Source organism: Enterovirga sp. GCM10030262 (genome assembly GCF_042666435.1).
GTDB lineage: Bacteria > Pseudomonadota > Alphaproteobacteria > Sphingomonadales > Sphingomonadaceae > Allosphingosinicella.
Genome location: NZ_JBHTDC010000002.1, coordinates 183,099 through 197,648 on the forward strand (window position 1 = coordinate 183,099; position 14,550 = coordinate 197,648).

13 protein-coding genes are annotated in these 14,550 nt (G+C 65.8%); 6 read left to right on the forward strand and 7 right to left on the reverse strand.

Annotated elements, in window-relative coordinates; translation table 11 throughout:
• Nucleotides 1-116: 116 nt before the first annotated feature.
• Nucleotides 117-662: a peroxiredoxin gene (locus ACFQRC_RS10030; protein ID WP_379960759.1), complete on the reverse strand. Its 546-nt coding sequence runs from the start codon at nt 660-662 to the stop codon at nt 117-119.
• Between the two features lie 107 nt (nt 663-769).
• On the opposite strand from ACFQRC_RS10030, the gene ACFQRC_RS10035 reads away from it, so the two are divergent.
• Nucleotides 770-1,669: a hydrogen peroxide-inducible genes activator gene (locus tag ACFQRC_RS10035; protein ID WP_379960761.1), complete on the forward strand. Its 900-nt coding sequence runs from the start codon at nt 770-772 to the stop codon at nt 1,667-1,669.
• A gap of 67 nt (nt 1,670-1,736) precedes the next feature.
• Nucleotides 1,737-2,321, forward strand: coding sequence for a fasciclin domain-containing protein (locus tag ACFQRC_RS10040; RefSeq protein ID WP_379960763.1), 585 nt, complete (start codon nt 1,737-1,739; stop codon nt 2,319-2,321).
• A 75-nt stretch (nt 2,322-2,396) separates the two neighbouring features.
• Here the strand turns inward: ACFQRC_RS10040 and pgsA are convergent, their stop codons facing one another.
• Nucleotides 2,397-2,963 (reverse strand): CDP-diacylglycerol--glycerol-3-phosphate 3-phosphatidyltransferase, encoded by a 567-nt coding sequence (gene pgsA / locus ACFQRC_RS10045; RefSeq protein WP_379960765.1) that lies wholly within the window; start codon nt 2,961-2,963, stop codon nt 2,397-2,399.
• A 132-nt stretch (nt 2,964-3,095) separates the two neighbouring features.
• Here pgsA and ACFQRC_RS10050 point away from each other — a divergent pair, with 132 nt between their 5' ends.
• Nucleotides 3,096-4,670, forward strand: coding sequence for a leucyl aminopeptidase (locus ACFQRC_RS10050; RefSeq protein WP_379960767.1), 1,575 nt, complete (start codon nt 3,096-3,098; stop codon nt 4,668-4,670).
• 31 nt (nt 4,671-4,701) lie between these two features.
• Nucleotides 4,702-5,973 (forward strand): MFS transporter, encoded by a 1,272-nt coding sequence (locus tag ACFQRC_RS10055; RefSeq protein WP_379960769.1) that lies wholly within the window; start codon nt 4,702-4,704, stop codon nt 5,971-5,973.
• A 3-nt stretch (nt 5,974-5,976) separates the two neighbouring features.
• Here ACFQRC_RS10055 and ACFQRC_RS10060 read toward each other — a convergent pair whose 3' ends face one another.
• The 5 genes from ACFQRC_RS10060 to ACFQRC_RS10080 all read right to left on the reverse strand — a co-directional run bounded on the left by ACFQRC_RS10060 (nt 5,977) and on the right by ACFQRC_RS10080 (nt 11,930).
• Nucleotides 5,977-6,150, reverse strand: a complete 174-nt coding sequence (locus ACFQRC_RS10060; RefSeq protein ID WP_379960771.1) for a hypothetical protein — start codon at nt 6,148-6,150, stop codon at nt 5,977-5,979.
• Between the two features lie 183 nt (nt 6,151-6,333).
• A complete protein-coding gene (locus ACFQRC_RS10065) occupies nt 6,334-7,320 on the reverse strand; it encodes a glycosyltransferase family 2 protein (protein ID WP_379960773.1) in 987 nt (328 codons plus the stop codon).
• A gap of 11 nt (nt 7,321-7,331) precedes the next feature.
• A complete protein-coding gene (locus tag ACFQRC_RS10070) occupies nt 7,332-8,195 on the reverse strand; it encodes a cupin-like domain-containing protein (RefSeq protein WP_379960775.1) in 864 nt (287 codons plus the stop codon).
• Nucleotides 8,192-9,421 carry a GNAT family N-acetyltransferase gene (locus tag ACFQRC_RS10075; protein ID WP_379960777.1) on the reverse strand — a complete coding sequence of 410 codons (1,230 nt, stop codon included), beginning with the start codon at nt 9,419-9,421 and terminating at the stop codon, nt 8,192-8,194. Before ACFQRC_RS10075 ends, ACFQRC_RS10070 begins: the two co-directional genes overlap by 4 nt.
• A 130-nt stretch (nt 9,422-9,551) precedes the next feature.
• Complete coding sequence (locus ACFQRC_RS10080) at nt 9,552-11,930, reverse strand: calcium-binding protein (RefSeq protein ID WP_379960779.1); 2,379 nt, start codon at nt 11,928-11,930, stop codon at nt 9,552-9,554.
• Nucleotides 11,931-12,166: 236 nt separating this feature from the next.
• Here ACFQRC_RS10080 and ACFQRC_RS10085 point away from each other — a divergent pair, with 236 nt between their 5' ends.
• Nucleotides 12,167-12,505 carry a hypothetical protein gene (locus ACFQRC_RS10085; protein WP_379960781.1) on the forward strand — a complete coding sequence of 113 codons (339 nt, stop codon included), beginning with the start codon at nt 12,167-12,169 and terminating at the stop codon, nt 12,503-12,505.
• Nucleotides 12,506-12,604: 99 nt separating this feature from the next.
• Nucleotides 12,605-14,536 (forward strand): PAS domain S-box protein, encoded by a 1,932-nt coding sequence (locus ACFQRC_RS10090; protein ID WP_379960784.1) that lies wholly within the window; start codon nt 12,605-12,607, stop codon nt 14,534-14,536.
• Nucleotides 14,537-14,550 lie beyond the last annotated feature (14 nt).

Genomic DNA, 14,550 nt, shown 5'->3' on the forward strand with positions numbered 1-14,550 from the left:
TCGTGAAAGAAAAGGGGCGCGGAACAGGGAGGCGTTCCGCGCCCCGGGAGGCGCCTGGCGAAGCTGGGGGGGAAGCTTCGGGTCTTGAGGCGCCTCCGAAATGGCGCTGGCCCCGCTTAGGCGGCGAGCGGCTTCAGAACGTCTTCGCCCTCGTTCCAGTTGCACGGGCAAAGCTCGTCGGTCTGGAGGGCGTCGAGCACGCGCAGCGTCTCCTGCGGGTTGCGGCCGACATTGAGGCCGTTGACCGTGACGTGCTGGATGACATTGTCCGGATCGACGATGAAGGTGGCACGATAGGCGACGCCCTCGTCCGGATGGACGATGCCGAGCGCGTCGGCCAGCTTTTTCGAATTGTCGGCGATCCACGGGAAATCGGCATTGGCCAGCTGCTCGTCCGACTTGCGCCAGGCGAAGTGGACATGGGCGGTGTCGGTCGAGGCGCCGATCAGCACCGCGTCGCGATCCTCGAAATCGCCCTTGAGGTCGCCATAGCCGACGATCTCGGTCGGGCAGACGAAGGTGAAGTCCTTCGGCCAGTAGAACAGGATTTTCCACTTGCCGTTGGTGTCAGCGAGATTGATCGACTCGTCGGCCGGCAGCGCGGACGTGCCCTGCTGCACGGGGAGCGTGAGTTCGGGAAGCTTGTCACCAACGGTGAGCATGTACGTCTCCTGATTTTTGGGAATGAGTGAATCGGTAGGCGCGCTATATGCGTGCTGGCATCCATTGATCCAATTGATTAGATCGCTCCTACTAATCGAGAGAAGCGATGAACACCTACCTGCCCACGCTGAAGCAGCTGCAATATCTGGTCGCCTTGAAGGAGCATGGCCATTTCGGCCGCGCGGCCGAAGCGAGCTTCGTCACCCAATCCACTTTGTCGGCGGGGCTCCGCGAGCTGGAATCGCTGATCGGGGTCACCCTCGTCGAGCGCACCCGGCGCGTGGTGCGCTTCACGCCGCTGGGCCTGAGGATCGCCGAGAAGGCGCGGCGCATCCTGCGCGAGGCCGAGGAGCTGGCCGATCTGGCGCGGGCGGCAGGCAAGCCGCTGTCGGGCGAGCTCAGGATGAGCGTGATCCCGACCATCGCGCCGTTCCTGCTTCCCACCCTGCTGCCGAAGCTCCGCGCGGATTGGCCGGAGCTCAAGCTCTACCTTCGCGAGGAGCCGAGCCAGGCGGCCTGCGATGCGCTGCACCGCGGCCAGGTCGATTGCGTGCTGCTCGCCCTCCCTTATGGCTGCGGCGACGTGGAGAGCGTGGAGCTGTTCGAGGACCGGTTGTTCGTCGCCTTCCCGCCGGACATGGCGGAGGAGCCGCCGCTCCACGTCACCCCCGCCGCGATCGACGAGGACAGGCTGCTGCTGCTCGAGGACGGGCATTGCCTCAAGGACCATGCGCTCGCCGCCTGCAACCGGCCGGAGCTCCGCGCCGAGGCGGCGATGATGGGGACGTCGCTCCACACCCTCGTGCAGATGGTCGATAACGGCCTCGGCATGACGATGCTGCCGCAGATGGCGGTGGACGCGGGCATCCTCAACGGCACCCATGTCATCGCCCGGCCGCTCGACGCCGATCATCCGGCGCGGCGCATCGCCCTCATCTGGCGCAAGGGCAGCCCGCGCGAGAAGGAGTTCCGTTTGCTCGCCGAAGCGCTGCGCGCGGCCGCCTGAGGCGGTTTCCATACGCGCGCTCCGCCCCTATATCGCTTTGTCCCGCTGACGGCCGACGGAGCCCTTGATGACCATGCTGCTCAACCGCGTTCTCGCGCTGGCGCTGATCGCCGCCGTCACCGCCTGCGCCCCGGCGCAGCGCGAGCAACCCAAGCCACCCGCGCCGAGCCTGCCGGTGGTCGGCGGGGCGACCATGTACCCCCATTATACGATCCAGCAGAACCTCCAGAATTCCGCCGATCACAAGATATTCGTCGCCGCGATCAACGCGGCGGGCGCGGCGCCCCGGTTGTCGAGCCAGGGTTCCTACACCCTGTTCGCGCCCACCGATGCCGCCTTTCGCCTGCTGCCCAACGGAACGATCGAGGCGCTGATGCATCCGCGCAGCCGGCAGGAGCTGGCCGGCCTCGTCAATTACCATATCGTCCCCGGCGCCCGGTCGCGCTCCCAGATCATGGCCGACGTCCAGGCCGGCGGCGGCGGCGCCAGCTATCGCACCGCGCAGGGCGGCACCATCCGGGTGACGATGGAAGCGGGAAGGATCGTCGTCACCGACGCGAACGGCCGGCGCAGCCCGGTGTCCCAGGCCGATATCGCCCAGGCTAACGGCGTCTTCCACGTCACCGAAGCGGTCCTGCTGCCCCCGGCATAGCGCTCTGTTCCCCGGCGAAAGCCGGGGCACAGTCCGGCGGTCGAAGCTGGACCCCTGCGTTCGCCGGGGAGCAGATCAATCCATGTGCTTGAGGCCGACCCGCAGATAGTCCCAGCCGGTCACCAGGGTCAGCACCGCGGCGGCCCAAAGGCTGATGAGCCCGACATCGTGCACCCAGGGGAATTGCGGCACGGCGCCGCCGAGGATCAATGCACCCAGCGAGACCAGTTGCAAGGTCGTCTTCCATTTGGCGAGCTGGCTGACCGGGACCGAGACCTGGAGCCCGGCGAGGAATTCGCGCAGCCCGGAGACGATGATCTCGCGCAGCAGGATCACCAGCGCCGGGACGATGTGGAAACTGTGGATGATCGGCTCGCCGCTCGAATTGCGCGACGAGACCAGCATCACGATCACCGCCGCGACCATGATCTTGTCGGCGATCGGATCGAGGAACATGCCGAGCCGCGACACCGTGCCCTGCGTCCGGGCGAGATAGCCGTCGAAATAATCGGTGATGCCGACCAGGCAGTAGAGCCCGAACGTGATCGCATAATCGAACCAGCTCGGCTTCCACAGCAGGAAGACCAGCAGGGGCACCGCGAAGATGCGGGACAAGGTGAGGATATTGGGCAGGGTCAGCATCTGGTTCCCCCCTTAGCGCGGTTGCGCGGCGAATGGGAGTGGCGCGAGGGATGCGGGCCGCGCGGGCTTGTGCCGGGGCCAAAGCTGCGACAAGAGAAGGGAAAATTCCCCCGCACAGGAGAGACCTGGAACATGCGCTTTTTCGCGGCGATCGCGTTCATGGCGGCCACCGCCCTCACCCCCGCTCTGGCCGCCCGACCGATCGGCTTCGCGGAACAGGCGCCGGCGGGCGGAGCGTTGGTGGTCGCGCTGGCGAGCGAGGCGGAGCTGGCGAGCCGGGGCGAGAGCATCGACGCCGCGACCCGCGAAGCCATCGCCCGGGCGCTGCGCTCGGCCGAGTTCGATTATGCTCCCGGCTCCTCCATGACGCTGCGCGGCGTCGGGCCCTGGTCGCAATTGGTCGTCGTCGGCACCGGCGCCGAGCCGCTCGACGCCGCCGCGCTCCAGGACATTGGCGGCACGGCGGCGGCGGAGACGTCGGGCAATGACGGGCCGGTGGCGCTGCTGGCGAAAGGCCTTGCTCCCTCCACGGCCGACGCCGCCGTGCAACTCGGCGTCGGCGCCAGCCTTGGCGGCTACAGCTTCGACCGCTACAGATATGCCGATCCCGCCAAGAAGCGCGCCCCCGGCAAGGTCGCCCCCCTCACCATCGTCACCGCCGACGCCGGCGCGGCGAAAGCGCGTTTCGAGCGCGAGGGCGAGCCGCTGGCGGAGGCCGTCGCCTTCGTGCGCGACCTGATCAGCGAGCCGGCCAACGCCGTTTATCCCGAAAGCTTTGTGGCGCGGACCCGCGAGGCGTTCGCCGGCGTCGGCGGCGTCGAGATCGAAGTGCTCGACGTGGCGGCGATGGAGCGGCTTGGCCTCGGCTCGATCCTCAGCGTCGGCAAGGGTTCGGCGCGTCCGCCGCGGATGATGATCGTCCATTATCGGGGACAAGGCGCCCCGGCGGCGCCGATCGTGCTGGCCGGCAAGGGCATCACCTTCGATTCGGGCGGCATCTCGCTCAAGCCCGGCAACGGCATGTGGGAGATGAAGACCGACATGTCGGGCGCGGCGGCCGTGGTCGGCACCGCCCTGTCGCTCGCCAAGGCCGGCGCGCCGGTCAACGTCGTCGCCATCGCCGCTTTGGCCGAGAACATGCCGGGCGGGTCCGCCAGCCGCCCCGGCGACGTGGTCAAGGCCGGCAACGGCAAGACCATCGAGATCATCAACACCGACGCGGAAGGGCGGCTCGTCCTCGCCGACGCGCTGTCGCTCGCCGAGGCGCGCTACGATCCGGCGGCGATCATCGACATCGCCACCCTGACCGGCTCCGTCGTCGGCGCGCTGGGGGCCGAATATGCGGGGCTCCTGAGCCGCCACGACGCGCTCGCCGACCAATTGCTCGCCGCCGGCGACGCCACCGGCGAGGATGTGTGGCGGCTGCCGCTCCATCCGTCCTACGCCAAAGACGTGAAATCCGACATCGCCGACATCAAGAATAGCGGCACCGGCGCGCCCGGCGCCGGCTATGGCGCCCACTTCATCGGCTTCTTCGTCGATCCGGCGACGCCCTGGGCGCATCTCGACATCGCCGGCACCGCCTGGAACGATGCGGCCGAGCCGACCGTCCCCCAGGGCGCGGCCGGCTATGGCGTCCGCTTGCTCGACCGCTTCGTCCGCGACTTCCGGCCGGTGCCGCGCGGCGAGGGCAAGGGCGGATATTGACAGTCGCCGGCCCGCGCGGACGCCCGCCCCGATGACCCCGTCCCTCCGGCTGCTCGGCAAGCGCCGCTTCCTGCCGCTTTTCGCCACCCAGTTCCTGGGCGCGTTCAACGACAATCTGTTCAAGACCGCGATGGTGATCCTCGTCACCTACCACGTCTACTCGGACCCGACCAAGGAGGCGACCTTCAATGCCGTCGCGGGCGCGGTCTTCATCCTGCCCTTCTTCCTGTTCTCCGCGCTGGCCGGGCAGCTCGCCGATGCGATCGACAAGGCGCGTATCATCCGCTTCGTGAAGACCGCCGAGATCGCCATCATGGTCGCCGGCGCGGGGGGCATCCTGCTCCAGAACATCCCGATGATGCTCGCCGCCTTGTTCGCGATGGGCGTCCATTCGAGCTTCTTCGGCCCCATCAAATACGCGATCCTGCCGCAGCATCTGGCGAAGGAGGAGGTGCTCGGCGGCACCGGCCTGGTCGAGGCCGGAACCTATGGCGCGATCCTGATGGGCACCATCGCCGGCGGGCTCATCCCCCCGGCGGCGGCGGCGGCCGGGGTGCTCGCCGTGGCGCTGGTCGGGCGGCTGACCGGCGGCCAGGTGCCTCCCGCCCCGCCCGAGCCCGACGCCCCGATCGCGCGGATGGACTGGCACATCATCCGCGCCTCGATCGCCCTGGTGAGCGGGACGATGCACATCCCGCGCCTGTTCCTCGCGATCGTCGCGATCAGCTTCTTCTGGGCCCAGGGCGCGGTGCTCGCCGCGCAATTCCCGCCTCTGGTCAAGAATGTGCTCAGGGCCGACGAGCAAGTGGCGACCCTGTTCCTGGCGATCTTCTCGGTCGGCGTCGCGGTCGGATCGATCCTGATCAACCGGCTGCTGGCGGGCCGCGTCCTCGCCATATATGCGCCCGCCGCTTCGATCGCGATGGGGCTGTTCATCGTCCACCTCTACTGGAATGTCCTCCACTGGACCCCGGCCGAGGGCGAGCTGATGGACTTGCGCACCTTCGTCGTGATTCCCCGCGCCGAATGGGTGATGTTCGACCTGTTCGGCGTGGCCGTCGCCGGCGGCATGTTCGTGGTGCCGCTCTACGCCTTCCTCACCACGACCGTGCCCAAGTCCGAGACGGCGCGCACCGTGGCGGCGAACAACATCGTCAATTCCGGCGCGATGGTGCTGGCGGCTTTGCTGCTGACCCTGCTCGTCCAGCTTGGCGTGTCGGTCGCGGAGACCTTGCTGATGGTGGCGGTGGCGAGCCTCGGCGCGGCCTGGATCGCCTGGAAGCTCCACCTCGCCTGCGATTAGGCTTCAGGCGAGCAGGGTTCCGAAGAAGACGAGCCCACCGACCCAGCCCGTCGCGAACAGCTTCAGATCCTGCAGGGGGTCGGGCCGCTCCTCCCGCGCCCGATCGGAGAACTCGCCCATCGGCTGAGGCGCGAAGGCTCCGACACGACGAACGATGAGAGGCGAGAGGCGGTTCATGCCTCTCAAGTTAAGACTTTCTTAACCCTCCGTTCAAGGGGTTGGCCTGGCCGGCGCCGGCGTCCTGTCCCGCCCCGGCACAGCGATGTGCAATTTCCGCGACGGGCCGTTCCCCGGCGAAAGCCGGGGCCCAGCGCCACCGTAGGAAGAAACTGGGCTCCGGCCTCCGCCGGGGAACACGCCCTAGTGGGTCGCCAGCGCTACGGCCAGGCGCGCGGCCTGAAGCGGCTGGCCGAACTTCACCAGCCGCGCCACCGTGCGCCACAGCCCGTCCCGGGTGCCGCCGTCCCGGATATGGTCGATCAGCATCGTGAAGCCCTCGCCACCCATCGCCGAACTCGAATGGAGCAGGCCAAGCGCGACCCGGGACCGCACCTCGGCCGTGACGCCCTTTCGGCCGAACAATGCGTCCAGCTCCTCGAGGCGCGGCAATTGCTCCAACCCTTCGGTGGGGTCGGGTCGCCCCGCCGTCCGCTCGCGATAGGCGGCCCAGGCTATGGCCGCGCCGGTCTGCTGGGCGACGATATGGCGGACGCTGACCTGCCCGTCGGATCGGCGATAGTGGAACAGACGGTCGGGCAGGCTGCACAGCCGGGTATGCGCGGCCAGTCGCAGCCACAGGTCGTAATCCTCGCAATGCCGGTACGCCTTGCGGTAGCCGCCGAGCGCGCGCACCGCCTCACGCCGCATCGTCACCGACGAATGGCAGAGCGGCGGCCCGTCCGGCAGCGCCGCGACAAAGCTGTCATGGTCGAGCGGGTGAAAGTCGAACGCGCGGTGGATGATGCCCTTCTCGTCTATGTCGTGGGTATTGACCCCGACGACGCCGTAATCCGGATAGGCGTCGAGGAAAGCGACCTGGCGCTCGAAGCGGAGCGGCAGCGCGATATCGTCGCCGTCCATCCGCGCGATGAGCGGCGCCCGCGCCTCTTCGATCATCCGGTTGAGGCTGGCGACGAGGCCGCGATTCTCCTGGTGGATCGCCCGGATGCGCGGGTCGCGCGCGGCGAAGCCGTCGATGATCGCGGGCGAGCCGTCGGTCGAGCCATCATTGACGATCAGAAATTCGAAATCGCCGAAGCTCTGCGCGAGGATGCTCTCGACGGCCTGCGCGAGGAAGGCCTCGTTGTTGTAGACGCTCATCGCGACGGTGATGCGGGGCGCGTTCATCCAGGGAGCGTTCACGGTCTCAGGCCCCGCGCCGTCCGCCGCGCCTTCTCGATCGCGCGATAGGCGGCGGACTTGACGGGGTTCCGGTGCGGGAAGCGCCGCGGCGGCGCCGGATCGACGCCGATCCGCCGCATCAGATGGTTGAAGCCGTGGGCATATTCCTCCTCGTAGCTCCATTCGGAGCGCCACGTGACCGAAAGCGAGACGGACGTTTCCGGCCCGTTCTTCACCCAATGCGGCGCCTTGACCGGCACATAGACCGCGTCGCCCGGCCCGAGATCGTGAGCGATGCCCTTGACCGCGAAGCCGTCGCGCCAGGGCAGGTTGCGATGGCCGCCGCGGTGGAACGCCTCGTGCCGCTCGGCGCCGGCCAGCTCCTCGTCGCCGGCGGGGAAGATCGTCATCCTCTTTCGCCCGCGTATCTGGAGCAGAATATTATGCTCGGGATCGAAGTGGAACGGAGTCACCGCGTCCGGCGAGGAGATGAAGATGAACCCCTCTTTCTTGAGCATCGGGCCGGTGACCGGCATGACGGCCTCGCCCAGCCCCGCCAGTACGCTCTCCAGCAGCTCGCGATAGACCGGATCCTGCTCGATGAACTTCAGCACCATCCACGATCCACAATGCTCGATCGACCGGATCGTCTCGGCGACGGTGAGACCGTTGGCGGGAGTCGCGGCGGGATCGATCCCGACCGGCAGGTCGCCCTTATTGTATTCGACGTCGACCGGGCGCAGCCTTTGCGCCAGCTCCGCCAGCGCCTCCAGCCGGAGGAGCGGATGATCGATAAGCTCGTGTCTCAACATCGCCGGCCGCTCGGGATAGGCGGCGGCGAGATCGCGCAGCGCGGCGTCGCCGAATGGCGCGGCGCTCACAGGAACTGCTCCGCGCCGGCCGCCGCCACGACTCCGCCGAAGATCAGCCGCCGCCGCGCCGACACGATCTCCAGCGCCCGACACAGGCGATAGGCCCACAGACGGCGGAAGCCGCTCAACGGAACCGACACCCGGACGATCCTCCTTCGCTCGCCCCACAGGCTGTCGATCATCGGGTGATCCTCGCTGGCGCAGCTGTCCATCCAGGCGACATCGTCGCGCCTCAGCACCCGCAGATTCTCCAGTTCGATGAGGACGCCCGGCGAGAAGCGGGCAAATTCCTCGTCCGACGCGATCTTGAACGAGAAGCTGCCGGGCGGGGTGATGAAATTGGCGAGCATCGCGATCGGCCGCCCATCGACGCTCAGCCGGAGGAAATCGAGTCGCCCGGCGGCCTGCGCGCCCGCTATCGCCTCGCGGAAGAAGGCTTCGGTCGCCGGCTCGCAGGCCAAAGCCGTGCCGCGCCGCCCCTTCCATCCGGCGCGCTCCAGCGCGAGAAAGGCGTCGCACCACGGCCCGACCTCGTCCGACGCCCCCAGCGTCTCGACCGCGAGCCCGCCCTCCTCGGCCAGCCGGTTGGTCAGCCGCTTCAATTCCTTGCGCTTCTTCTTGCGGACATTGGCTTCGAAATAGGCCTCGGGCGAGAGGGTGCTGCCCAAAGCGGCCCGCGTCAGGCCATGGACGATCGGACAATTCCGCCCGATCGCGGCGGCGGCGGCGGCGAGCCCGCGATGGACAGGGCCATTCTCGGCCAGTCCGTCGATGTGGAGGAAGCCCGGCGCCCAGTCCGCCGCGTCGAGACAGGCCAGCACCGCGCTCCAGAAAGGCTGCTCGAAGCCGGCGCGCACCAGCGGCGTGCCGAGGAAATCGTGATGGTGGCGCCAGTTCTCGACATGGCGGGCCGGGATGCGCCCATGCCAGCGCTCGACGGCGAGCGGGAGGATTCCGACAAGCTCGGCGCCGTTCCGGACCTCGATCAGGCGGACCTCGCCTGGCTTGGCGAAATGGTGGAGCCCCGCCGCGACGAACCAGGGTTCGGCATAGGCATTGGGTTCCGCCGCCTCGGCGGCCAGCGCCTGCCACCCCTCGCGCAGCGTCTCCGGCATCTCCTCCGCCCGGTGCACGCGCACGCCGAGCCGCCCCGCAGCGGCGCGAAGCGCGGCCGCGGCCGGCGCTCCCCGCGCGCGCGGGTCCACCGGCGATGCCGTGACGAGCGCTCCTGACATCGCTGAAATCTACTCCTGCGGCCGGACCGGAGCATGATAGCGCGCAACTGGTAAAATTTTGACGACGACTACTCCAACGACAGCTGTTCCTATCGAAAACATCTCGTCATGAAGTGATCGCATTCGCTGCTCAGAGAATGAAGTCGCTGGCCTCCAAGGGAGGCAAGCCGTCAACGCGAATGAAGAAATCAGCCGCGCCATCGCCGTCCCGGTCGCCCTGGAGAAACGTGTTGCTATCGACCACCTCAACCCGCAGCTCACCCGCGGCTCCCGAAAAGGCGGCATCTCCGACGAAGGTGAAGGCATCGTTTCGTGCGGTGAGTGTGTCCGCGTCAACTCGCTGAAGGTCTATCCTGTCCCCATGATAGCCGCTGAAGTCGGTGATCATGTCCGCTTCGTCTGCACTATCCGAGATGTCGCTGTTGGTGAAACGGAACCAGTCTGCTCCCCCTCCCCCCGTCAAGCTGTCACGGCCCGTGCCTCCCAGCAGGACGTCGTTGCTGATTCCTCCGGACAGTGAATCCTCACCCGCGCCTCCAAGGAGGATATCCTCTCCGTCATCACCGAAGAGCTGGTCCCGTCCCGCTTGCCCGTACAACCGATCGTCGCCGGCGCCGCCTCGCGCAATGTCGTTCCCCGAACCCGCGCGAATGACGTCTTCGCCGCCCCTGCCGTTGAGATTGTTTGTCCCGGCAGACCCCCGAATTTCATTAGCCAGGTCACTCCCGAACCCATTCCTGGCAGCGCCAACCAGCCGCAGATACTCCACATGGTCAGAGATCGAATAGTCGGCCGTGGCAATTACTCTATCCACGCCCTCGCCATCGCGTTCTTGAATGATGTCCGTCGCATCATCGACACGGTAGAGGTCATCGCCGCCGCCTCCAACCATTCGGTCCGAGCCCTCGCCGCCGTCCAGATAATCGTCGCCTATTCCGCCGAGCAGAACATCGGTTCCGCCGAGTGCGACTATCCTGTCGTTGCTTTCGGCTCCGTTGAGGCGGTTATCCCCTTCGTTTCCGATGATCTTATCGGCGAACTCGGAGCCGATCACGCCCTCGATGCTCACGAGAGTGTCGCTCCCGGAGGCGTTGTCCGCCTGCACTTCCCGCCTCAAATCGATGAGCACCGCTGCGTTGGCATAGGCGTAAACCGCGGTGTCGATGCCATCTCCGCCATCGATGCGATCGTCGCCCGACCCTCCGTCCAGCTGGTCGTCACCGTCTTTCCCTTCGATGACATTGTCCGACTCATCGCCGTTGAGGAAGTCGCGAAAGCGTGAGCCGCTTATCCCTTCGAACCCGTTGATGACGTCGAGGCCGCTGCCAGTATCCTGAGCCGACCGGATGCGCAGATCCACGCGCACCCCCGCGGCAGCACTGTCGTAGGCGACCGTATCGAAGCCGCCATTCCCATTCAGGCGGTTCGCCCCCGATCCGCCGCCAATGGTGTCGCTGCCGTTGCCGCCATGGATTTCATCTGCCCCCGTCCCGCCGGCTATCTGGTCGTCACCGTCGTTGCCCCTGAGGTGGTCGTCGCCTTCCCCTCCGGAAATCACGTCGTTCCCGCCATAGCCGAACATCTCGTTATTGAAGCCATTGCCGGTCAGCACGTTGGCTTCGGCGTTTCCATACCCGCTGGCGTCGAAGGAACCGATTAGGGTTAGGTTTTCGATGTTGGATGTCAGAGTGAATGTTACCGTTGCCCGAACCGTGTCCACACCCCCCGTGTCAGACACAACATCCCCATCGTCCTCTACGACATATATATCGTCACCTAAACCTCCAATGAGAAGATCATCCCCCATTCCCCCATCAAGATAGTCAGCATAGTCGCCTGTGATGATTGTGTTGTCGTCACCGTTCCCGGTTATGTTGCGTGATACCGAGAGGTTTTGGGCTGTTGCGTTCTCTACGTGATCGGGAATAATAAATGTGACTGTACGAACCTCAACATGGTCAATCCCGCCATCGGCAAGTTCTATAATCTGACCACCATCTCGGCTAAATACGTACTTATCGTTGCCTAGCCCTCCAATGAGAGTGTCAACTCCTCGGTTCCCGCCGCTTAACGTATCGTCCCCGGCTCCGCCTTTTATTATGTTAGCAAGCGCATTACCCGTAAGGGTCTGGCCAGAATCTGACGTTCCGGTCAGATTCTCAACTTCCGGCGCGGAAAAGCGTACAAAACCAATCCGGATACCATGAAGATTAAGCTCTTTGATACTACTCCTGATTTCGTCGGTACCCCCACCATTCTCTTCGACAGTATCCGGGGCCTCCCCGGTATAGTAATATTGCCAGTCAAAATTATCGATACGATAGTGGGCACCAAGCCCCACGATGTAGACGTCGTTCCCCGTGCCGCCCACGAGCGTGTCGATCCCCTCGCCGCCATCGAGATAATCGTCACCGGCCAAGCCTTCGAGCCGATCACCTTCGCCTTGAGCGCGGCTATCTGTGCCGATCAGCGTATCATCGCCGGATGTGCCTTGAATCGTAGCCATCATCGCGTCTCCATGTCTGTTCGGCCGAACTATTCCGGATACGAAGCTTCGGGAATAGATTCAACCATGTACAGGCTGAAGCGGCGTGCATCGCGCGTTGAGGACGGCCCGGCGGAGCCATTTTCGTACCGCACGAAAAATGAACGATCGGGCTGGGATTTGCGATCACCATCGCGGTGAGGTTGCAAGTAGCGCGCGGAGCCGGGAACCGGGGGCGAGTCCGGCTCGTTCGCCAGCGCATGATCTTCCTCATCTCATCGGTCACGGCGGCCATGATCGGCTACATGGCCTGGCGCTTGCTGTTCCGGATGCGCGGCGACCGGATCCGAACGGAGCGAAAGCTCACGCGCGGCAAATTCGCCTTTCGCCCGAAGGAGCGCCTTCGCTTCCTGCTGCGCCGGTCCTTCGATGTGTCGCCCAATGAACCCGAATGGGAAGCTCCGCTCCTTTCCAGCCTCGCCCGCATCCCGGCCGGATCGCGCCCACCCATTCCGGTGGCGACCGGCGATGACGACGAAGACGCGCGCGAACCGCGCCAGCCGACGAGACCAAGCGAGGCGGTCGGTCGGGCGGATTAGATATCCGTCCGGGAATTTCTGCGAACTGAAACGAACCAAAAGGAACGGTCAGCATCGATTCTCGTTTCGTTTTGCGGACTTACAATGCACAGGGAGGGCATGGCCGAAGTTGACACCCTAGCCGGGGACGGCAATCGCTTTGAGCTTCTCGTCCAGAGCATCACCGACTACGCCATCTACATGCTCGATCCGCAAGGGCGCGTGACGAGTTGGAACGCGGGCGCCGAGCGGTTCAAAGGCTATGCGGCCGACGAGATAATCGGCCAACATTTCTCTCGCTTCTACACTCCCGAAGAGCGCGAGCAGGGCATTCCCCGGATCGCGCTGGCCACGGCGGAGCGGGATGGCCGATTCGAGGCGCAAGGCTGGCGGGTCCGCAAGGACGGCAGCCGCTTCTGGGCCGACGTGGTGATCGATCCGATCCGCGACCCCGCCGGCAAGCTGGTCGGCTTCGCCAAGATCACGCGCGATCTCAGCGAGCGCCGGGCGGCCGAGGCTACGCTCCGCCAAAGCGAAGAGCGCTTCCGCCTGCTCGTTCAAAGCGTGACCGACTATGCGATCTACATGCTCGACCCGGAAGGACGCGTGAGCAGTTGGAACGCGGGCGCGGAGCGCTTCAAGGGCTATGCGGCGGACGAGATCATGGGCGAGCATTTCTCGCGCTTCTACCGCGAGGAGGATCGCGAGGCCGGCGTCCCTCATGCCGCGCTCGATACGGCCCGGCGCGAGGGACGCTTCGAAGCCGAAGGCTGGCGCGTGCGCAAGGACGGCTCCCGTTTCTGGGCCAGCGTGATCATCGATCCGATCCGGGATGATGACGGCCAACTGGTCGGTTTCGCCAAGGTGACCCGCGACCTCACCGAGAAGCGCGCCATCGAGGAGCAGCTTCGCCAATCGCAGAAGATGGAAGCGGTCGGCCAGTTGACCGGCGGTCTTGCCCACGATTTCAACAATCTGCTGACTGGCATCAGCGGCAGCCTCGAAATGATGCAGATCCGGCTGGCGCAGGGGCGCACCGCCGAATTCGACCGCTATTTCATGGCGGCCCAGGGCGCGGTCAAAAGAGCCGCCGCCCTGACGCACCGCCTCCTCGCTTTCTCCCGGCGCCAGACGCTCGACCCCAAGCCGACCAACGTCAACCGATTGATTCACGGACTGGACGAACTGGTTCGACGAACGGTGGGGCCGGGCGTCGATGTCGAGGTCGTCGGCGCCAGTGGTCTGTGGCCGACTTTGGTGGACCCCAACCAGCTGGAAAACGCCATTCTCAACCTGTGCATAAACGCCCGCGACGCGATGCCGGACGGCGGAAAGCTGACCATCGAGACGACCAACAAATGGCTGGATGAAGCCGCATCCCGCCGCCAAGATCTGCCGGTCGGTCAATATGTCTCGGTCTGCGTGACGGATACCGGCACCGGCATGACTCCCGAGGTCGCCGCGAAAGCCTTTGATCCTTTCTTCACGACCAAGCCGCTGGGAGAAGGCACGGGGCTTGGGCTGTCGATGATCTACGGGTTCGTCCGGCAGTCGGGCGGGCAGGTCAGAATCTACTCGGAATTGGGTCAGGGCACCACGATGTGCCTCTACCTCCCGCGGCACGACGAGGATGTTCCGTGGGAGGAAGAAGACGTGTTTTCGCTCCCGCCCGAGCCAACCGGCGAGGGCGAGGTGGTACTGGTGATCGACGACGAGCCCACGATCCGGATGCTCATCGCGGAGGTGCTGGGGGAAGCCGGCTATGCGGTGATCGAGGCGCCGGACGGACCCGCCGGCCTTCGAGTCCTGGAATCCAATGCCCGCATAGACCTTTTGATCACCGACGTGGGCCTGCCCGGCGGCTTGAACGGCCGACAGGTGGCGGACGCGGCACGAGCCGCCCGGCCCCATCTCAAAGTGCTGTTCATTACCGGCTATGCGGAGAATGCGATCATCGGCCGCGGACGCCTGGAGAAAGGCATGCATGTCCTGACCAAGCCGTTTCAGATGGAGGCTCTCGCCGAGCGCATCCGCCAGATCATCGAGAATTAGGCACAAGCGGATGG